General features: G+C 48.4%; 15 protein-coding genes. 8 read left to right on the forward strand and 7 right to left on the reverse strand.

Annotation, left to right across the window (positions count from 1 at the left end):
- Positions 1-64: 64 nt before the first annotated feature.
- The 5 genes from HMPREF0663_RS02350 to HMPREF0663_RS02370 all read left to right on the forward strand — a co-directional run bounded on the left by HMPREF0663_RS02350 (position 65) and on the right by HMPREF0663_RS02370 (position 5,667).
- Positions 65-2,347: a TonB-dependent receptor gene (locus HMPREF0663_RS02350; protein WP_004368508.1), complete on the forward strand. Its 2,283-nt coding sequence runs from the start codon at positions 65-67 to the stop codon at positions 2,345-2,347.
- A gap of 6 nt (positions 2,348-2,353) precedes the next feature.
- Positions 2,354-2,956, forward strand: a complete 603-nt coding sequence (pnuC, locus tag HMPREF0663_RS02355; RefSeq protein WP_004368509.1) for a nicotinamide riboside transporter PnuC — start codon at positions 2,354-2,356, stop codon at positions 2,954-2,956.
- Entirely contained in the window at positions 2,957-3,607 is a 651-nt protein-coding gene (locus HMPREF0663_RS02360) for a thiamine diphosphokinase (RefSeq protein WP_004368510.1), read from the forward strand. It begins immediately after the preceding gene.
- A 170-nt stretch (positions 3,608-3,777) separates the two neighbouring features.
- Positions 3,778-4,683 carry a DMT family transporter gene (locus HMPREF0663_RS02365; RefSeq protein ID WP_231375181.1) on the forward strand — a complete coding sequence of 302 codons (906 nt, stop codon included), beginning with the start codon at positions 3,778-3,780 and terminating at the stop codon, positions 4,681-4,683.
- Positions 4,684-5,667: an acyltransferase family protein gene (locus tag HMPREF0663_RS02370; RefSeq protein WP_004368513.1), complete on the forward strand. Its 984-nt coding sequence runs from the start codon at positions 4,684-4,686 to the stop codon at positions 5,665-5,667. It begins immediately after the preceding gene.
- A gap of 101 nt (positions 5,668-5,768) precedes the next feature.
- Here the strand turns inward: HMPREF0663_RS02370 and HMPREF0663_RS02375 are convergent, their stop codons facing one another.
- From HMPREF0663_RS02375 to HMPREF0663_RS02405, 7 genes are all read right to left on the reverse strand, one after another.
- Positions 5,769-6,422 (reverse strand): carbohydrate-binding family 9-like protein, encoded by a 654-nt coding sequence (locus tag HMPREF0663_RS02375; protein WP_004368515.1) that lies wholly within the window; start codon positions 6,420-6,422, stop codon positions 5,769-5,771.
- A gap of 6 nt (positions 6,423-6,428) precedes the next feature.
- Positions 6,429-7,517: a phosphotransferase enzyme family protein gene (locus tag HMPREF0663_RS02380; RefSeq protein ID WP_004368517.1), complete on the reverse strand. Its 1,089-nt coding sequence runs from the start codon at positions 7,515-7,517 to the stop codon at positions 6,429-6,431.
- 3 nt (positions 7,518-7,520) lie between these two features.
- Positions 7,521-9,512 (reverse strand): glucosamine-6-phosphate deaminase, encoded by a 1,992-nt coding sequence (locus tag HMPREF0663_RS02385; RefSeq protein ID WP_004368518.1) that lies wholly within the window; start codon positions 9,510-9,512, stop codon positions 7,521-7,523.
- Positions 9,513-9,555: 43 nt separating this feature from the next.
- Entirely contained in the window at positions 9,556-10,554 is a 999-nt protein-coding gene (locus HMPREF0663_RS02390) for a glycoside hydrolase family 130 protein (RefSeq protein WP_004368520.1), read from the reverse strand.
- 11 nt (positions 10,555-10,565) lie between these two features.
- Positions 10,566-11,843, reverse strand: a complete 1,278-nt coding sequence (locus HMPREF0663_RS02395) for an MFS transporter (RefSeq protein WP_004368522.1) — start codon at positions 11,841-11,843, stop codon at positions 10,566-10,568.
- A 96-nt stretch (positions 11,844-11,939) separates the two neighbouring features.
- Positions 11,940-12,731: a glucosamine-6-phosphate deaminase gene (gene nagB, locus HMPREF0663_RS02400; RefSeq protein WP_016665539.1), complete on the reverse strand. Its 792-nt coding sequence runs from the start codon at positions 12,729-12,731 to the stop codon at positions 11,940-11,942.
- Between the two features lie 34 nt (positions 12,732-12,765).
- Positions 12,766-14,394 carry a beta-N-acetylhexosaminidase gene (locus HMPREF0663_RS02405; RefSeq protein ID WP_004368526.1) on the reverse strand — a complete coding sequence of 543 codons (1,629 nt, stop codon included), beginning with the start codon at positions 14,392-14,394 and terminating at the stop codon, positions 12,766-12,768.
- Between the two features lie 450 nt (positions 14,395-14,844).
- Here HMPREF0663_RS02405 and hflX point away from each other — a divergent pair, with 450 nt between their 5' ends.
- From hflX to HMPREF0663_RS02420, 3 genes are read left to right on the forward strand one after another with little or no spacing between them, the layout of a single operon-like run.
- Entirely contained in the window at positions 14,845-16,089 is a 1,245-nt protein-coding gene (hflX, locus tag HMPREF0663_RS02410; protein WP_004368527.1) for a GTPase HflX, read from the forward strand.
- A gap of 29 nt (positions 16,090-16,118) precedes the next feature.
- Positions 16,119-17,972 carry a DUF4954 family protein gene (locus HMPREF0663_RS02415; RefSeq protein WP_004368528.1) on the forward strand — a complete coding sequence of 618 codons (1,854 nt, stop codon included), beginning with the start codon at positions 16,119-16,121 and terminating at the stop codon, positions 17,970-17,972.
- Between the two features lie 11 nt (positions 17,973-17,983).
- Entirely contained in the window at positions 17,984-20,887 is a 2,904-nt protein-coding gene (locus HMPREF0663_RS02420) for a M16 family metallopeptidase (protein WP_016665540.1), read from the forward strand.
- Positions 20,888-20,893 lie beyond the last annotated feature (6 nt).

A 20,893-nucleotide genomic window follows, 5' to 3' on the forward strand; every position in this document is an offset into this window, starting at 1 on the left:
AGCATTGAACCCCAAGTTCATGCTCCTTTCCCCCTTTTATTTATTCATTTAAATTAAGGTATTTATGAACAAAAGTGCATTAACGATTGCAATACTTGCGTGTGTTGCAACGGCTAACGCGGCCAATCCTAAGACCGAAAAGATCGATACGCTAAAGGCGTATGAATTACAGAACGTGCAGGTGGTGGCCACACGGGCCGACAAAAAGACGCCGATGACCTATTCAGACCTGAACAAACGGCAGATCAGCGCCGTTAACCACGGCAAAGACGTGCCGCAGTTGCTGGAGATGACGCCGTCGGTTACCGTTTCGTCAGACGCAGGTATGGGTATTGGCTATACTGGAATACATGTTCGTGGCACCGATCCCACGCGTATAAACATCACAACCGACGGAATTCCGATGAATGATGCGGAGAGTTCGGCCGTTTTCTGGGTAAACATGGGCGACTTTGTTTCCAGTGTAGAGAGCATACAGATACAACGTGGCGCAGGTACATCGACCAACGGCGCCGGCGCTTTCGGCGCTACGATCAACATGCAGACCGAGAGTATCGGCATCAAACCTTTTGGCAGTATCGACCTTTCGGGCGGTTCATACGGCACGCACAAAGAAACTTTCCGCTTCGGAACGGGCCTCTTGGGCGATCATTGGGGCTTTCAAGGTCGGCTATCCAATATCGGTAGCGACGGTTATATAGACAGAGCATCGACACGTTTGAACTCTTATTTCATGCAAGGAGGCTATTTCAACGATAATACCGTGGTGAAGTTCATCACCTTCAACGGCACAGAAAAGACTTATCATGCATGGGATTACGCTTCTAAAGCCGACATGAAGAAGTACGGGAGGCGCTATAATCCAAGCGGAAAATATAAGGATGCCGCCGGTAACACGGTCTTTTACGACAACCAGACCGACAATTACCACCAACAGCACTATTATCTGATATGGAACCAACGACTGTCTAACGCTTGGAAACTGAATGCCTCGCTGCATTACACCCACGGTTTCGGCTACTATGAGCAGTATAAAGCCGACAGCGAAGATAGCCATGTGAAGCTCTACAAGTACCTGCTATCGAGCACGCTCGGCAAGTATAGCGACCTTATCCGTCGCAAACAGATGCGCAACAACTTCTACGGAGCCGTCGCATCCGTGAGTTATGATGCCCGTAAAGGGCTGTCTGCTATCCTTGGAGGTGGTTGGAACAAGTACGATGGCGACCATTTCGGTAACGTAATATGGGTGCGTAGCTTTAACGGAAGCATCGATCCGAACCACAAATACTATGATAATAACGCCCGAAAAACCGATGCCAACATCTACGGAAAGGTGAACTACGAGTTCTTGCCCGGCCTTAATGCTTATGCAGACATGCAATATCGCCGTATTACATATAGGCTCCAAGGCTCTTCTCAGGAGTTCGACAACAACAAGAAGCAACTCCCGTTGGACTTGGATCGCACGTACAATTTCTTCAATCCCAAGTTCGGTTTGGTCTACACTGCCGGCCCGAACCACACGCTATATGTCTCTTACGCCATTGCACATAAGGAACCGACGCGCAATGACTTCGAGAATATGCTGGCAGAAACCAAGCCTGTTGCTCCTAAAGCCGAAAGACTGAACGATTTGGAGGTAGGTTATAAGTACCAAGGCAGTATTTTCAGCGCCGGCGCCAACTTCTATTACATGGATTACGATAATCAGTTCGTGCCGACAGGCGCGCAGGATGCCAACGGCGAAATGGTATCTCGCAACATCAAGGACAGCTACCGAATGGGCGTAGAACTTACGGCCGGTCTCAATCCTTTTAGGGGATTTAACTGGAACATCAATGCTACATGGAGCAAAAACCGTGCAAAGAACGTCGATGTAACGACAATCGATCCGGTTACATGGGCCGAATCGACCGCCAATGTGGGCACTACACACCTTGCATATTCACCCGATTTCATCCTCGGCAATATGTTCAGTTACGAATACAAGGGCTTCACGGCATCGCTGCAAAGCAAGTTCGTGGGCGAACAATATATGACCAACTCCAACTTCCGCAGCTATGCAGAGAAAGATGGCAGCCAAACCAGCGCCATGATAGATAGCTATTTCGTGAGCAACTTCGACCTTTCGTATACCTTCAAGCTGCGCGGTATCAAGAGCGCAACGGTGGGATTGACCGTTTATAACCTGTTTAACGAGGAGTATGAGAGTAACGGTAGCTGCTCTATGAATTTCAAACAAGACGGCAATAAGATAGTTGCATATAACGCAGGTTGGGCATGGACCACCTATTCGGCACAGGCCCCGACGCATCTGATGGCGCACCTGTCGATTAACTTCTGATCGCCTATGGCCGATATACAGACATTTCTTGCCGAGCATTGGCTCGATATGTTGAGTACAGTGCTCGGCATTATCTATATTATCCTCGAGTACAAAGCCCACATAGCCTTATGGCTTGTGGGTATCGTTATGCCTGCCATCGACATTTATCTGTTCTGGTCGGTGGGGCTCTATGCCGACTTCGGCATGGCCATTTACTATACCTTTGCCGCCCTTTACGGCTATGCAGTCTGGAAATTCGGGCGGAAGAAGAACCAAAAAGCCAACGAACAACTGCCCATAACACACTTTAAACAAAGTCTTATCTTGCCCTCTGTTCTCGTTTTCTTGGCTGCTTGGTTGGGTATTTACGAAATTCTGATCCACTTCACCAACTCTGATGTCCCCGTTACAGATAGCTTTATCAACGCGTTGAGCTTCATCGGACTGTGGGCACTTGCACGGAAATACCTCGAACAATGGGCTGTCTGGATCGTGGTGGATGCCGTAAGTGCAGCGTTATATGCCTATAAGGGCATCCCTTTCAAGGCCGGTCTTTACGCTCTTTACGTAGTAATAGCGGTGATGGGGTACTGCAAATGGCGAAAAATGATGACGGAGAACCGCTGAATGAACTATCCTCTGCTTACGCCCGATGCGTCGTTCGACACCGTTATCCTCGGCAACGGCTACTTTCCGAAACATGCTCTTGCCCTGCAATTGCTGGCACATACGCCGTATATCTGCTGCTGCGACGGCGCCGCCACGCATGCCATAGAACAGGGATATATGCCCCATGCCATCGTTGGCGACGGCGACTCGCTGCCACAGGAGCTTAAAATAAAATACCGAGATATACTTCATATCGTCAGCGAACAGAGCGACAACGACCTTACCAAGGCCACGCGCCACTGCAGTGCCTTGGGTATGCGCCGCATACTCTACCTTGGCGTTACGGGTAAGCGCGAGGATCACACGCTGGCCAACGTCTCTCTGATGGTGCATTATCATCGCGACATGGGCATTGTGCCCCTGCTCTTGACCGATTACGGTTACTTTGTAACGGCAGAAGGCAGCCATACGTTCGGCTCGTTCTGCCGACAACAGGTAAGTATCTTTAACTTCGGATGCACACAGATGGCAGGTTCGGGCCTGAAATGGGCACCTGTTACGCCCGAAAGTTGGTGGGAAGGAACACTCAACGAGGCCGTCGGAGACAGTTTCACCCTCCGAGGAAACGGCCTGTATATGGTGTTCCGCACCCTCGAACCCAAGAAGTAAGAAAGCCGTTCGTTAGGTGTTTCTTGGCAATATATATTGTCTATCGCCGATAGGCAGTACAGGTATGTTCGTTAACAAATACATCTGTTTGAAATATACAATAAACCTACGACGTTTGCAAGTATTGCAATAAAGTGCTATCTTTGCAGGCGGTTTTTCATTTCTATATCATGCACAATCATAAGATACAGGCCCATGCGGCCATACTCTCGGCAAACATCATCTTCGGACTGGGCGTACCGGTTACCAAGATGCTGCTCGATCAGTGGGTATCGCCCATGGCTTACATGGCTACACGCTGCATCGGGGCGGCATTGATATTCTGGCTGATAGGGCTGTTTCTCCCTCGAGAGAGGGTAGAGCGTAAAGATTTACTCGTTATCATGGCTGGCGGACTGTGCGGTTTCGTAGTTTCTCAAACGCTTACGGCATGGGCTTTAACCTATACCACGCCCGTTTACTTTTCGCTCATTGCCACACTAACGCCGGTAGCCACCATGCTCATGGCGGTTGTATTCTTGAATGAAGGTATCAGCCGTATGAAGACAATCGGCGTGTTTGTGGGCGTTGCGGGCGCTATAATCATGGTTATTGCGAGCTGGCAGGGCGGTGCGGGGCGGAATGATGTGCTGGGTATTGCGCTCACCTTGCTCAGTTTGCTCACGTGGGTGGTATATCTTATCATCACGCGCAAGGTATCGCAGAAGTATAGCGCCGTAACGCAGATGAAATGGGTGTTCCTCGTATCGACCGTGGCTGTGCTTCCTTTCGCGTGGAAAGAGTTGCCCTTGCAGCCTCTCTACATGGGTAATTACGGGGCAGAAGGCCTTTCGGGCGTGTTGGGCATGGCTTTTATCGTGGTATTTGCTACGGTGTTGGGCTATTTCACCATTCCTTTTGCCATGAAATATCTGCGTGCCACAACCGTGAGCGTATATACCAATCTGCAGCCGGTAGTGGCTTCGGTGGTGGCTTTTGCCGTAGGTCAGGATGCTCTTACGTGGGACAAACCCGTGGCAGCGGTGCTTGTATTGCTGAGTGCCTATATGGTTACCAAGTCTGCCGATGGCGGATAAATGTTTTTATTGTCTGGAACGATGGTAGTGCAAGAGGCAGAAAAGACCGGAAGAGTGGCCGAAATAGACTTCGTGAAGTGTGTGCTGATCGTATTGATGATAGCCTTTCACTTGGTTTTCATCGGCGACAGCTATCCTTATGCCAAGCAAGTGGTTTACACGTTTCATATGCCCGGCTTTCTTGTTATATCGGGGTATCTGCTCAATGTGGGCAAACCGTGGCGCAAGTTTCTGCGCACTATGCTGTGGATATTTGTTCCCTATGCCGTGATGGAGAGCGGTTATACGGCGATGGCAGCGGTGTTGCCCATTCGTGAACATATCGATTCGCTCACCTTTTCTTTATATATAAATAAAGTATTGCTTCATCCTTTGGGGCCGTATTGGTATTTGCATACGCTTTTGTTGTGCAGCACGGTCTATTATGGTGTAGCGCGTTGCGGGCATATCGGGCCGCTCGGGCGCCTTGTGGCGGTGGCTCTGTTGTATGGTCTGTTATGGTATATCGGAATTGTCTCGTTGCCCTGTGCGCTGTATTTCCTCGGCGGAGCGGCGGTAAGGTTGCGGGGTGTGCGGTTTACGCGTTTCTTCCGACCGTCGTTGTGGGCGCTTTTGCCCATGGCGATACTGGCATTTTTCCCCGTTAATATGGATAAAGGTTCAATCGGTGGCGTACTTTTTGTTTACCTGTCTGTGTGCTTTATCCTCGGTATTTACCGTGTTTTGCAGCAATGGGGCGCACGACTGTTGCCGACAATGCTCTTTGTCGGACGGAACACCCTGCTGTTGCTGCTCTTTTCGCCCGTGTTTACAGCCTTGGCAAAGCTATGGCAACCTATGCTTGTTGGTATCGACCGTTCTGGCATGGTGTTTCTTGTAGTGTCGGTAACTGTAGCTGTTGCGGGCAGCATAGCGATAGGGTGGGTGCTGGACAAACTGCATCTGTCGCGTTTCATCTTTGGGAAAAGACGGGTTGTGGGCTGATGCTGTAGCCTGTAAACAACAATGCCGATGCCCCGAAACATATTATCAGGGAGCATCGGCATCATGGTGTTACCGGAACAAGCGGAATTTCTTCGTCTGTTTTATTCGAAGTCCAGTTCGCCGAAGAAGTCGGGGCGGTGGAAATCGGGCTTGGGTATGTTGATGGCATTCCATGAAAGGAAGTGCGGTGTTTGCAGCTTGTCGCCGCATTTGTAGAAGTTTCCGCGCATGCTATGTCCGCTAAACGTGGACAGCCGATGGCGGAAGAAGGCCGAAAGGGGTACTATCAATGCCAGTTGCCAAGCATGTCTGCCCGTTTTTTCCTCGAAAGGCGTGCGTCCTAAAGAAGCCCAGCGATCTACCTGCGAAAGCACTTCGGCGGGTGCCAAAGTCCGTCCTTCGCGCGTAGGGCCGCAGCCTATGAGCAACGTTCCCGCACAGTTGCACTCGATGTTGTAATAGATATCGTCGCCGGCCGGCCGAGAAAAGAACTCGCAACATGCGTCTTCCCATACATGACCGTTATCATGAGGTGCCACGGCACGCACACTGTTTTCCTTAACACTGTATTCTATGAGGATCGTGTCGCCCGTATGAGCTATGCGGAAGTTTGCTTCGGGTGCGTAAGGATAGGCTTCCGCCCAGTTCACTTGGTCGATGGCATGGCGCTCGATGCCTGCTTTATCGAACAAAGCAGGGATATCTGCCGCCGATGCAGGGTGCTCCTGCAGGCGTTTTACACAAAGTTTTTTCATTATTCTTTATAGTTTTCGGATGATTGAGTGCATCTCCTCGGTGTGGCGCAGTACATCGTTGAAGAGGCAAAGTTGGTTCTTCGCCCGCACGAGGTTGTGCTCCTTATACTTGATTTTATAGTACACATCGCCGTTCAGGTAGTCGGTCAGGAAGCGCACGCACTGCATATACGGGAATAAGGCCGCCGCATAAGGCAGGTTATCGCGTTCGACCGACGTAAGAAAACTGTGCGAACCTTCGACATAGCCACGCGTGAAAGCGGTGAAAATCTGCATGTCGAACGATACTTTCTGCAAGTCCTGTTCGTCTTCGGCAGCCGTGTTGGCGCCCGTACGCAGGAAGTCTCCGTAGTCTGAAAACACGAAAGAGGGCATCACGGTGTCCAAATCGATTACGCAAAGCACACGACCTTCCTTGTCGAACATCATATTGTTGACCTTCGTGTCGCAATGACAAATGCGCTTGGGCAGTATGCCTTCGCGGTACATTCGCTCGGCCTTGCACATTTCGTAGGCATGTTTCTGCAGCTCGTCTATCATGCTTTGTACCTCTTTCACGCGCCCTGCGGCATCGGTATCGATGGCATCTTGGAACTGCAGGTTACGCAACTCCATGTTGTGGAAGTCGGGTATGGTCTCGCCGATTGTGTCGGGTATGTCGACAAGCAGTGCCTCGAAATTGGCGAAAGACTTGCCTGCATGGTAAGAATACTCCGGGGTTACGGCCTCATAGGTAACCGCATCGGGGATGAAGACGGCTATTCTCCAATAGTTATCGGCCTCGTCTTTCCAATACGTTTTGCCGTTTTCAGCAGGGATAAAACGCAGCACTTTGCGTTCTATATCGGTCTCTTTGCGCTCTTCCAACTTGTGTCTGATGTGGTTTGTCACTGCCTCTATGTTGTGTTGAAGCAGGTCTACGTCGCAGAACACCTTATTGTTGATGCGCTGAAGCACATAGTCCGGACTACCTGTTTCCTTCGTTTTAATTTTGAAGGTATCGTTGATAAGTCCGTTACCAAGTGCGGAAATGGTGTCTGCACTTCCCTTTATCGAGAAGTGAGACACCACCTTGCGCAGTTGTTCCGTATTCATATGTTAGAGAGGCTTATATTCTTTGAATGCTTCCATAGCCTCGTAGCAGGCCAATCCTAAGCGGTCGTAAAGCGCAGCCGTTGCATGATTGCGGTCTTCGGCACGTTGCCAGAACAGACGTTCGTCGCTTCCGAGGAAGGGAGCACTCTCCATTTGTGACTGATGTTTGAGGATACTGTTGCGCTTAGCACGCAGTTCTTCCGGACTCATCGGTACGCACATTTCGATATTTTCGATCTCCCATTCGGCCCAAGCCCCGCGGTACATCCAAATTCTACAGTCTTTCAACCATGCCTCACCAGCCTCTTTTTCGAGATCGATCGCGGCAAGTACCGCATCCGTACACTTGCGGTGTGTGCCGTGGGGATCGGCGAGATCGCCGGCAACATATATCTGATGGGGCTTTACTTTTCGAAGTAACGCCCTTACAATGTTGACATCTTTCTCCGTCATGGGCAGTTTTTCGATGGTACCCGACTCGTAGAAGGGCAGATCAAGGAAGTGCACGCGATCTAAGGGGATATTGTTAAAGGTGCAAGCCGTGCGTGCTTCGCCGCGTCGGATGAGGCCTTTAATAGTCAGGATGTCGCGTGTATCGAGGTCGTCTTCTTTCTTTTTCATGAGAAATTGCTTGATCTCTTTGTACTTCTTGCGTATGGTTTCGTCTTTATCGTTATCGAAAAGCTGGTTGAAACCGTTGATAAAGTGCATGAAGCGCGTTACTTCTTCATCGCCGACAGCTATGTTTCCGCTGGTTTCGTAGGCTACGTGTACTTCGTGACCTTGCTGTACGAGGCGGCGGAGCGTGCCGCCCATCGAGATTACATCGTCGTCGGGATGGGGCGAGAATACGATGACACGCTTGGGATATGGCGTGGCTCTCTCCGGTCTATAGGTATCATCGGCGTTCGGTTTGCCCCCCGGCCAACCGGTAATGGTATGCTGTAGGTCGTTAAAAATCTTGATATTGGCGTTATAGGCCGAACCGTAAAGGGCCAAAAGTTCACTCAATCCGTTCTCATTATAGTCCTTGTTGGTGAGCTTCAAGATAGGTTTGCCGGTAATCTGGCAGAGCCATACCAAAGCTGAGCGTACCAGCTTGTCGGTCCATTCGCACGATTTAACGAGCCAAGGATGAACAATTCGGGTGAGTTGACTTGCTGCAGACAGGTCGATGATTACATGGGCATCGTTGTGAGTTTGCAGGAATGAGGCCGGAATGGCATCGGTTATCTTGCCTTCGATGGTCTTCTGAATGATTTCGGCCTTTTCTTCTCCCCATGCTACAAGGTATATCTTGCGTGAACGGAGAATGGTGGAAATGCCCATAGTTATCGAACAAGGAGGCACAGGTTCACTGGTTCCGAAGCTCATAGTCATCTCCTGTCGCGACACTTGGTCAAGAAGAATAATCCTTGAAGTAGAAGTTAATCCCGATCCGGGCTCGTTCGTAGCGATATTCCCGATACGTCCGATACCGAGGAGCATAATGTCTATTCCACCGAAACTCTCGATACGTTGCTCGTAAAGGCGGCAATGCTCCTGCACTTTATCCTGTGCAACGCTGCCATCCGGTGTGAATATGTTCTGCGGATTGATATCTATGTGGTTTAGAAAGCGCTCGCGTAGCTGGTTGATGGCGCTATTGCGGGTGTCTTTGGACAGTTGAAAGTACTCATAAGCATTGAATACCACCACATTATGGAAACTTAACTTCTTTACTTTGTGGCGATGAATCAGCTCTTCGTATACTGGAGAGAGCGAAAGACCGGTGCCTAAGCCGAGTACACAGAACTTACCTTCGTGTTGTTTGGTCTTGATTTCGTTCTCGATAGCATCGGCGATGCTTTTTGCACCGTCTTCAATCTTAGGGAAAATATCGGTAGGAATTTTCTCACAACGTGTGATTTCCGAGCGATCAACGGCTGTTTTGGGGCTATAGATCTCTACAGGAACCTTGTTCAATACAATCTCTGATGTTAGATTCAGTTTCATTTTATTAGTTCCTTTCTTATATTTAAAAATGATATGTTGAAATTTAGATAATGCTATTCTTTTTGGTGAACTCGATAATTTCGGGTATATAGCCGAACGCGATACCCGTTACAGTATCGGCACATCCGTAATATACGGCAACTCTTCCGGTCTCCGGATCGTGTAATTCGGCACATGGGAAACACACGTTCGGTACATCTCCCATGCATTCATAGAGTTTTTGCGGCGATATAAGGTATGGGCCGGAGCGATAGATGGTCTTCCAAGGCCGTTCCAAATCAAGGAGTGCCGAACCGAAACTGTATACATATCCGTTACAGGAGCGCAACACGCCGTGGTAGAACAGCAACCAACCTTCGGAAGTTTCTATGGGTATTGGGCCTGCACCTATCTTCATGCACTGCCAAGCACTCTGTTCAAAGGCGGCAGGAGACATTACATGGCGATGATGTCCCCAATATACCAAGTCTGGAGATTCGCTGTAAAAGATGTCACCGAATGGTGTATGTCCGGTATCGCTTGGACGGCTCAGCATTGCGAAGCGCCCATTGATCTTTTTGGGGAACATTACACCGTTGCGATTGTAGGGAAGGAAAGCGTTTTCAAGTTGGTGGAAGGTCTTGAAGTCCTTAGTCCAAGCGACGCCGATCGTAGGCCCGAAGTAACCGTTACACCATGTTATATAGTAACGGTCTTCTATAAAACAGACGCGAGGATCATATCCATACACCCATGTACCTATTTCCTTGTCGTCGCATTCGAAGCGTAAAGGCTCTTCATTGATATTCCATTTCAGTCCATCTTTACTGAAACCGACGTGCAAGACCATTCGTCTGTTGGTATCGTCACAGCGGAATACGCCTGCGTAACCGTCGCCATAAGGCACGACAGCACTGTTGAAAATGCTGTTGGATGTAGGCAACAGATCGCGAGGAATAATAGGATTTTCGGAATAGCGCCACATAACAGCCTTGCTGTCTGTAGGTCTTTCTTCCCACGGCATGCCGGGCAACGGCTTGCCTTGTATTAGTAATTTGCTCATATTGTTTAAAGTTAATTGTTTTGATCAGAATATGTAAATGGCACAAACCACGTTATAAGCAATGCAGGTATGGCACATACGAGCACAAAGATAAAGAAATTCCGGTATCCGAGTGCCGTGCTAATCTCTCCGCTCATCATTCCGGGGAGCATAACTCCGAGGTTCATAATGCCTGAAGCAAATGCGTAATGCGACATTTTATGCTTGCCGGGAGCGATTTGCTGCATCATAAACAGCGTAAGACCTACGAAACCGAAGCCATAGCCGAAGTATTCGAGGACGATACCTGTACCGATCAGCCAAAGACTTTCGGGCTGATAAACCGCTAAGAGGGTATATGCAACGAAAGGAATGTTGAATATAAGCGCCAAAGAGAATAGACTTTTCTGCAGTCCACGGCGTGCAATGTAGTTGCCTCCGAGTATGGAACCGAGCACAAATGCCGCAGCTCCGAACGTTCCATAGCACAAACCAATCTCTTGTTCAGACATTCCAAGCCCCTGATCTGCACGAGATGCTTTCAGAAAAAGGGGAACTATCTTGATCGCAAAGCCTTCTGCAAAGCGGTAGAGTATAATAAAAGCGATGTAATACCAAATGTGTTTCTTTTTAAAAAACTCTGCAAAAACACCGATGAGATCATGCATAGTCTCGCTGAACGTCTTCTTTTGCTCCGACGCATGGCCGTCGGACGGCAATACAAAGAAATGATAACAGCTGATTATGCACATGATAACGGCGATAATCAGCATGATGAACATCCACGCCTTGGTAACACCGAACTCATCTATGAATACTCCGGCAAGGTAAACCAGTCCGCCTGTCGCTGCAATTTTGGCAACATTGTAGAACGCTCCCTGCCATCCGATCCACTTCGCCTGCTCTTCATTCGACAATACAGCCATGTAAGTGCCGTCTGCTGCAATATCGTGAGTGGCCCCGCTCAGGGCTATTACCGCAAACATAGCAATGGTGATGGCAAAGAAAGAGGGCAGATTCAGGGCGAAAGCTATCAGGGCGAACATTATTCCTGATAGCATCTGGGTGAGCACAACAAAGAATTTCTTGGTCTTATACATCTCGAGGAACGGACTCCAAAGCGGTTTCAATGTCCACGGCAGCATAATAAGAGAAGCCCAAAAGGTAATTTGCGCGTCGGATACCCCCATACCCTTGTACATCAAGGTGCTAACCATGTTGAGCACAACGAATGGCATTCCCATGGCAAAATACAATGTAGGAACCCACAATACGGGATTAACGCGCCGAATATCAGATTTATTTTCCATACTATTTTTATGAGTATAACAACTAAAGAGCTGCGAACTCACCATTAAAAAAACTAAGAATGAGTTAACAGAAGCCAACCCATTCTCGTACTATCTTTACAGATTATCTTTTTCGATGTCCTTGAAGTAGCGGTATGTTCCCACCTTCAGTTCATCCGTGGCAGGCTCATCGCAAACGATAATGCCATGCTCATGCAGCTGTAGAGCACTGATCGTCCACATTTGGGTGATACCTCCTTCTACGGCAGCTCGCAATGCACGGGCTTTATGGTGTCCGTTTACGAGGATCATTACCTCGCGTGCATCCATCACGGTGCCCACTCCAACAGTCAAGGCATGCTTGGGTACCTTATTTATATCGTTACCGAAGAAGCGGCTGTTGGCAATGATAGTATCGGTAGTCAGCGTTTTAACGCGCGTACGCGATGCAAGCGACGAGCACGGTTCGTTGAAAGCGATGTGCCCGTCGGGCCCTATACCGCCGATAAACAGGTCTATGCCGCCCGCTTCACGTATCATCTGTTCGTAGTGTTTGCACTCTTCGGCAAGGTCGGGAGCGTTTCCGTTGAGGATATGCACGTTCTCTTTCGGGCAATCGATGTGGTCGAAAAGATTACGGGCCATAAAGGAATGATAGCTTTCGGGATGCTCTACGGGCAATGCCACGTATTCATCCATGTTGAAGGTTACCACATTTTTAAACGAAACGCGCCCCTCTTTGTAGGCTTTAACCAGCTCTGAGTACATTCCTTCGGGCGAAGAACCGGTGGGAAGTCCCAGAACAAACTTGCGTTCAGCTGTGGGTTTGAATTCGTTGATGCGACGTACGACGTGCTCGGCTGCCCAGTGCGACAGCGCTGCATAGTCGGGTTCTATGATTAATCTCATGATTTTGAAGTTTATATAATTGTATTCTTTATTCTTAATCTGCTGCATTTTCGCGCTCATGACGTTCCGGCCAAAGGTGTTTGGCATAGGTAAGATGATACAGATCGTACATCTCCGTGAAACGTGTAAGGCGGTTCTTGAACGCTTCGAAGTCTTTTTTAGCGTTGCTCCACTGTACTTCTGCCAGTGCAGACATGCGCGGAAGCACCATATATTCGGCGAAATTCTCGTTGCCGATATACTCTGTCCATAGGTTGGCCTGCACACCCAAGATATGTTTCTGCACCTCCGGAGCCACATCATTGGGCAGCGGATCGTAGCTATATACCTTTTCTACGGGCAGAAAACCGCCGATCGACAGAGGTTCTTTCCATGTGTCTTTTACCTGATAGTAATCGAAATAAGCGTAATCTACGGGACTCATGATTACGTCGTGCCCCTTATGAGCCGCCTTGATGCCCGGTTCGAGCCCTCTCCAGCTCATTACCATCGCACTTTGATTAATGTCCCCGTCGAGTATTTCGTCCCATCCGAGTATCCTACGTCCTTTAGAATTAACAAATTTCTCTATGCGATTAGTGAAATATCCCTGCAGTTTTTTTACGTCAATTCCCAATTCAGCCATCTTAGCCTTACACTTCGGGCACTGTTCCCAACGGCGGTGCGGGGCTTCGTCGCCGCCTATGTGGACGATTTTCGAAGGGAATATCTGCATCAGCTCGTCCAGTACGTTCTGACAGAAGGCGTAAGTCTGCTCGTTACCAAGGCAGAGTACCTCGTCTGAAATGCCCCATATGCGGCGCACTTCATACGGTCCGCCCGTGCAACCCAGCTCCGGATAGCATGCAAGAGCGGCCTGCATGTGGCCCGGCATGTCTATTTCGGGTATCACGGTGATATATCTGTCGGCCGCATATTTCACGATTTCGCGTGCTTCGTCTTGCGTATAATAGCCGCCGTAAGGCATGCCGTCGTACACATCCGAGTTGCGTCCCATCACTGTTTCGGTACGTTTCGAGCCGAAGTCGGTAAGTCTTGGATACTTCTTTATCTCAATTCGCCATCCTTGATCTTCTGTCAGATGCCAATGAAAAGTATTCATATTGTGCATAGCAAGCAGATCAATGTACTTCTTAACGAAAGATATCGGGAAAAAGTGGCGCCCGCAATCCAAGTGCATGCCCCTATAGCCGAAGCGCGGAGCGTCTTTGATGACGACAGCAGGAAGCTCTACTTGTGCAATACCATTGCCCACGGGCAGCGATTTGCGCAATGTTTGTATGCCATAGAACACACCTTGCGGCGTACTGCCCGATATGAGTACCTCTTTGGCCGTTACCCTGATGGTGTAACCCTCGGCTTGTGCCGCCTTTTTATCTAAGGCGAGTTTTATTCCGCTCTTGCCTTTTGCGGAGGTAACTTGCAAGTTCAGCCCCGTGTTGTCTTTGATATATCCGGCAAGAAAGTCGGCATTGCGTTGCATATCGGCATTGCCTTCCGGATATACGATGGCCGTAGAAGCGTTTAAAACAAAGGGTGCTTTGGCCGTAAGCGATACCTCTTGCGGTAGAGGAATTACCTGATAGTCAGCGGTAAAGTCGGCAGCTGCCACAAATAGACATTGCATGCCCGTTAGGATTAGCATTAATATTTTTCTCTTCATTGATAGTAATATGTTTTAAGTTTCCTTGCAAAGATACGAAAAAAAATATTTTTTCACTATGTTAAATCTATTTTTCTTTCTCGTTTTGAAAGTTCTATTTTCCTAACAGGTGCACCACCTTGTAAATCTGTTCTTTACAATCGGGTGATACAGAGGGCCTGTCTAAGGTTGGCAGAGTGGCTCTCTATGCCTGTCGGACGGCATGTTTGTCGGTGTTACATGGCAGGCCTATCATGGACAGATATATGGTCTTTCTGTTACGTTTGTTCCGTCTGTCTTTTTCGTGTTGTCTGCCTGTTAACCGTAGATGCTTGTGATAGCTGTCGCCTACAGTGTTTGTAGCACGTCATTTCTGCCCGTTCGCGCCTGTCAAAAAAATCGGATAGGCATGATGATATAACAGAATAATTTTCGTAACTTTGCAACATTATATATATGGAACGTTGAAGGATGAAAGAATTTGTTATATCCGAGGTGAAGGCGGAAACCGCTGTATTGGTGGGACTTATTACCAAAGAGCAAGACGAAGCTAAGACCAAGGAGTATCTCGACGAACTTGAATTTCTGGCAGACACGGCAGGTGCCGTTACTGTAAGGCGCTTCACACAGAAGGTGGGAGGCCCTAATTCGGTAACGTATGTGGGAACCGGCAAGCTCGAAGAGATAAAGCAATATATAAAGGACGAAGAAGAAGCCGAACGACCTGTGGGGATGGTGATCTTCGATGATGAGCTCTCGGCCAAACAGATACGCGTAATAGAGAAGGAACTCGGCGTGAAGATACTCGACCGAACGTCGCTTATTCTCGATATCTTTGCCATGCGTGCCCAGACAGCCAATGCTAAAACGCAGGTAGAGCTGGCGCAATATCGCTATATGTTGCCGCGATTGCAGCGTTTGTGGACGCACCTCGAACGCCAAGGCGGCGGCTCCGGATCGGGTGGAGGCAAGGGATCGGTGGGCTTGAGGGGCCCGGGAGAGACGCAACTCGAAATGGACAGGCGGATTATTCTGCAACGGATGAGTCTGCTGAAGCGCCGCCTTGAAGAAATAGACAAGCAGAAAACCACCCAAAGAAAGAACCGCGGACGCATGATCCGCGTAGCTCTGGTGGGCTACACCAATGTGGGTAAGTCTACAATCATGAACCTTTTGGCCAAGAGCGAGGTGTTTGCAGAGAACAAACTCTTTGCAACGCTCGATACTACAGTGCGCAAAGTGGTGGTGGATAACCTGCCTTTTCTGCTGGCAGACACCGTGGGCTTTATCCGTAAACTGCCGACCGACTTGGTCGATTCGTTCAAATCGACGCTCGATGAGGTACGTGAAGCCGACTTACTCCTACATGTCGTCGACATTTCACACCCCGACTTCGAAGAACAGATTACGGTGGTAGAGAACACACTGAAGGAACTTGGCTGCGCCGAAAAGCCGTCTATGATCGTTTTCAATAAGATAGACAACTATAAATGGGTGGAGAAAGAGGAAGACGACCTTACGCCTATGACCAAAGAAAACGTAACCTTGGACGAATTGAAGCGTACTTGGATGGCACGGCTCAATGAGAATTGCCTGTTTATTTCGGCCCGCGAGCGGCTCAACATAGACGAGTTCCGCGAGATACTTTATAAAAAGGTGCGCGAATTGCACGTGCAGAAATATCCCTACAACGATTTTCTGTATCCTGTGGAATAACTAATCATTACTAATCCCCCGTCCCTATTATGGAATATAGAGCACTGACCGAAGAGGAAATACTGGTCCTCGAGAACCGCAATTGTTGGGCTGAAGCGTGGAACAACGTACATGTTGCCGACGGTTTCGAGCCGAGGTTTCTGCACCATGTGTTGTTTTATGGCAGCGTATATCTTGGTGTTTTCGATAAAAGCATTGAGGTGAGTAAGGGCTTCATGAAGCATTCGGGCATCAATAATGCCACACTTCGCAACGTTACCATCGGCGACAATTGCCTGATAGAGAATATCGGAAACTATATGAACAACTATCGTGTGGGTAACGACTGCTATATCTCGAACGTGTGCACCATCGAGACGACTGAGGGAGCTACCTATGGCGAAGGTAATATGATATCGGTATTGAACGAGGTGGGCGATGGTAATGTGGTGCTGTTTAAGGATCTAAACAGCCAATTTGCTGCGTTTATGGTAAATCATTGCCATGACAAAGAATTGAAGGATGCCATCCGACGGTTGATAAACGAGGAGATTGAGTTCAATACACCGGAATGCGGCACGATTGGAGATAATGTGAAGATCGTGAATACCAAGGAAATAACCAATACGGTGGTGTACAATGAGTGCGAAATCAGTGGTGCCTCGCGCATTAGCGACTGCACTATTCTTAGTTCGCCCAATGCAAGTGTCTATATCGGTACGGGGGTAATCTGCGAGAATACCATCATTTCAGACGGCTCGTCTATCATCAACAGCGTGAAGATACAAGATTGCTTCGTGGGCGAGGCATGCCAACTTGCCAACGGATTTACGGCATCTGCGAGCGTATTCTTTGCCAACAGTTTCATGTCTAACGGCGAGGCGTGTGCGGCGTTCTGCGGGCCTTTCACCGCCAGTCATCACAAGAGTTCGCTGCTCATCGGCGGTATGTTCTCGTTCTACAACGCGGGTTCGGCCACCAACTTCAGCAATCATGCCTACAAGATGGGCCCCATGCACTACGGATTCCTTGAACGTGGCACCAAAACAGCGAGTGGTGCTTACCTGTTGATGCCTGCTCATATCGGCACGTTCTCGGTATGTTTCGGCAAATTGATGCACCATCCGGATACGCGAAACCTACCTTTTTCTTATCTTATAGCGCGTGGTGACACCATGTATCTGTCGCCCGGACGCAACATAACTACCGTAGGTTTGTATCGCGACATACGCAAATGGCCTAAACGGGATGTGCGTCCGCAGGGCTCGCAAAAGAGCATTGTGAACTTTGATTGGTTGAGTCCGTTCTCCGTGGGAGAGATTCTACACGGCAAAAAGATACTGGAAGACCTGCGTAATGCATCGGGCGAGAACGTTTCTTCGTACATCTATCACGAATACGTGATTAGTGCAAACTCGCTAAAAAAAGGTATAAAGTATTATGACATAGCGCTTCGTATCTATATGGGGGCCGTTTTAAAGCGTCGTTTGCGGCTTGATCCGTCGCTGATGCCGCCGTCTAACGATGTCGGGGTAGGCGAGTGGAACGATTTGAGTGGCCTGCTGTTGCCCGAAAGTGAGGAACAGAGGGTTGTCAACGATATTAAGAACGGCGAATTGGAGTCGGTACAAGATGTGATAGGGCGTTTTGTAGAGATCGACAGGCATTACAGGGAATACCAATGGGCGTGGACTTACAGGCTGATACTCGATTACTATGGACTTGATGAAATTACTCCGGAAGATGCTGGTAGGATACGTCTGGATTACATAACGGCCCGTCGCGCGTGGATTGCGGAGATTACCAAGGATGCCGAAAAGGAGTATGCAATGGGAGATGTTGAGGAAGATGTGCTCAGTAACTTTATTGATAGTCTTGAACATGAGATAGATTTTGAAAACTAATTGATATGATTATGAAACTGAAAGTATTGGCAACATGTTTGCTTGTTTCGCTCTTTAGCGGCGTTCAGGCAAAGACTTATGAGTACAAGACGGTGAAGGGAGATCTGATGCACACGCGCATTTACACTCTCGACAACGGCTTGAAGGTTTATCTCTCGGTAAATAAAGAGAAACCGCGTATACAGACTTTCATCGCTGTGCGCACCGGAAGTCGCAACGATCCGGCCGAGACAACCGGACTGGCTCACTATCTCGAGCACCTTATGTTCAAGGGAACAACGCATTTCGGCACATCCGATTTGGCCAAAGAAACACCGTATTTGGATGAAATAACCCGCAGGTATGAGAAATACCGCCTGCTCACAGACTCGGTACAACGCCGGAAAGCCTATCACGAAATAGACAGTATCTCGCAATTGGCAGCCCGTTATAACATCCCGAACGAGTATGATAAGCTCATGACATCTATTGGTTCCGAGGGCACGAATGCCTTTACAAGTACGGATGTTACATGCTATGTAGAGGATATACCGTCGAACGAGGTGGACAATTGGGCTAAAATACAGGCCGAACGCTTTAGGAATATGGTCATCAGAGGCTTTCATACCGAGCTTGAAGCGGTGTATGAAGAGTACAATATAGGCCTTGCAAACGATGGAGAAAAGGAATGGGTTGCGATGAGCAAGAAGCTTTTCCCCACACATCCGTATGGTACGCAGACCACAATCGGTACGCAGGAGCATCTTAAAAATCCCTCCATCGTTAACATTAAGAACTATTTTAACCGCTATTATGTGCCGAACAACATTGCCATTTGTATGGCGGGTGACTTCAATCCCGACGAGGTAGTGGCGACAATCGATAAGTATTTCGGCGATTGGAAGCCAAGCAGCACGCTCAGCAGGCCCGAATACGCCCCACAACCCGACCTTACGGCTCCGGTAGACACCACGGTCATGGGCATTGAAGCCGAGAATGTCATGCTCGGATGGAAGTTTAAAGGTGCGGCAGACATGCAGGCCGATACGCTTAGTGTGATTGCCGATATGCTTTCCAACGGCAAGGCAGGACTCTTCGACCTGAACCTTAACCAGCCTATGAAGGTGCTGTGGACGGGCGCTTTCTATGACGGAATGACGGATTACGGTATGTTTATTCTTGAAGGACAACCCAAACAAGGACAATCTTTGGACGATGTGCGGCAGTTGATGCTTGCAGAAATCGATAATCTGAAGCACGGAAATTTCTCCGACGATTTGCTTCCGTCGGTGGTAAACAACTTCAAACTCTCTTATTTCCAGTCGTTGCAGAACAATCGGGCACGTACTTCTAAAATGATGAATGCATTCATCAACAACGAAAAATGGGAGGATGTGGTAACACGTCTCGACCGCATGTCGAAGATAACCAAGCAACAGATCGTGGCTTTTGCCAACAAATATCTGAACAACAACTACGTTTGTGTGTACAAACGACAGGGAGAAGACAAGACTATCAAGAAGATAGACAAGCCGCAGATTACGGCCATTCCCACGAATAGAGATAAGAGCAGCCAGTATCTCCGCGATATCAAGAACAGCCATGTGACACCCATTCAGCCGCAATTCCTCGATTATAAGCGCGATCTTTCTTTCATCAAAGCGAAAAACAACCTGCCGGTAATCTATAAAAAGAATACGGACGACGGTCTTTTCACGCTTGCCTATTACTTCGATTTCGGCTCTCAGGCCGACAATCGCTATAACTTTGCGGCGGAATACATAAACTATCTCGGTACTAAGAATATGACTGTAGAGAAACTGAAGCAGGAGTTTTACAAGATAGCATGCAATTATAACATCAGCGTAAACGGCGATAATTTGTATATTGTGTTGTCTGGATTGAATGAAAACATGCCGAAAGCCGTTACTTTAATGGAAGACTTGCTGAAGAATGCTAAGGTTGATCGCAAGGCGTGGGATAGTTATGTGGATATTGTTGCCAAGGCCCGTGAAGACAATAAGAAGAACCAAAACGCCAATTTCAGTGCGCTTCGCAATTATGGAATGTACGGACAGTACAACTCTAATCTCAATACGTTGAGCATAGAACAGTTGAAGAAGACCGATCCGCAGACGATGGTAGACCTAATGAAAGGCCTTACGAACTACCAGCATACCGTATTATATTATGGTCCTTCTACCGAACAGCAGCTCCTTCAGATGCTTGCAAAGCAGCACAAGACGGCGAACAAGCTCGCTGCAGTGCCTGTAAACAAGCCCTATATGGAGCAGACGACACCGCGGAATGAAGTCTTGCTGGCTCCATACGATGCAAAGAACATCTATATGACAATGTATCATAACGAGAACAAACCGTGGAATGCAGAGGAAGTTCCGGTGGCTACGCTCTTCAATGAGTATTTCGGCGGCGGCATGAATACCGTTGTGTTCCAAGAACTTCGCGAGAGTCGTGGACTTGCCTATTCCGCTTCGGCTTACTATCAGTGCACTCCACGCAAGCATCATCCCGAATATGCCACCACTTTCATTATCTCTCAAAACGATAAGATGATAGATTGTATCAAGGTGTTTAATGAAATTCTCGACACTATACCGCAAAGCGAGAGCGCTTTCCAGTTGGCTAAACAAGGATTAACCAAGCAACTTGCCAGCGGTAGAACGACACGTTTCGGCGTTATCAACAGCTATCTTCGGGCGAAACGTATGGGTATAGATTACGATATCAACGAACGTATCTACAACGTATTGCCCAAAATAACCCTGAAAGATATCATCGAATTCGAAAAGAAGACCATGGCCGACAAGCCTTACCGATATATCATTCTCGGCGATGAGAAGAATTTAGACGTTAAAGGACTTGAGAAAATCGCCCCTATCAAGCGCGTCAGCACGGAACAGATATTCGGATATTAATCTCTC

The organism is Hoylesella oralis ATCC 33269 (assembly GCF_000185145.2).
In the GTDB taxonomy this organism is placed as follows: domain Bacteria; phylum Bacteroidota; class Bacteroidia; order Bacteroidales; family Bacteroidaceae; genus Prevotella; species Prevotella phocaeensis.

Bases quoted from the DNA above. Each gene is read 5' to 3' on its own strand.
- HMPREF0663_RS02350 (WP_004368508.1), top strand. From the start codon at position 65: ATGAACAAAAGTGCATTAACGATTGCAATACTTGCGTGTGTTGCAACG.
- pnuC (WP_004368509.1), top strand. From the start codon at position 2,354: ATGGCCGATATACAGACATTTCTTGCCGAGCATTGGCTCGATATGTTG.
- HMPREF0663_RS02360 (WP_004368510.1), top strand. From the start codon at position 2,957: ATGAACTATCCTCTGCTTACGCCCGATGCGTCGTTCGACACCGTTATC.
- HMPREF0663_RS02365 (WP_231375181.1), top strand. From the start codon at position 3,778: ATGCACAATCATAAGATACAGGCCCATGCGGCCATACTCTCGGCAAAC.
- HMPREF0663_RS02370 (WP_004368513.1), top strand. From the start codon at position 4,684: ATGTTTTTATTGTCTGGAACGATGGTAGTGCAAGAGGCAGAAAAGACC.
- HMPREF0663_RS02375 (WP_004368515.1), bottom strand. From the start codon at position 6,422: ATGAAAAAACTTTGTGTAAAACGCCTGCAGGAGCACCCTGCATCGGCG.
- HMPREF0663_RS02380 (WP_004368517.1), bottom strand. From the start codon at position 7,517: ATGAATACGGAACAACTGCGCAAGGTGGTGTCTCACTTCTCGATAAAG.
- HMPREF0663_RS02385 (WP_004368518.1), bottom strand. From the start codon at position 9,512: ATGAAACTGAATCTAACATCAGAGATTGTATTGAACAAGGTTCCTGTA.
- HMPREF0663_RS02390 (WP_004368520.1), bottom strand. From the start codon at position 10,554: ATGAGCAAATTACTAATACAAGGCAAGCCGTTGCCCGGCATGCCGTGG.
- HMPREF0663_RS02395 (WP_004368522.1), bottom strand. From the start codon at position 11,843: ATGGAAAATAAATCTGATATTCGGCGCGTTAATCCCGTATTGTGGGTT.
- nagB (WP_016665539.1), bottom strand. From the start codon at position 12,731: ATGAGATTAATCATAGAACCCGACTATGCAGCGCTGTCGCACTGGGCA.
- HMPREF0663_RS02405 (WP_004368526.1), bottom strand. From the start codon at position 14,394: ATGAAGAGAAAAATATTAATGCTAATCCTAACGGGCATGCAATGTCTA.
- hflX (WP_004368527.1), top strand. From the start codon at position 14,845: ATGAAAGAATTTGTTATATCCGAGGTGAAGGCGGAAACCGCTGTATTG.
- HMPREF0663_RS02415 (WP_004368528.1), top strand. From the start codon at position 16,119: ATGGAATATAGAGCACTGACCGAAGAGGAAATACTGGTCCTCGAGAAC.
- HMPREF0663_RS02420 (WP_016665540.1), top strand. From the start codon at position 17,984: ATGAAACTGAAAGTATTGGCAACATGTTTGCTTGTTTCGCTCTTTAGC.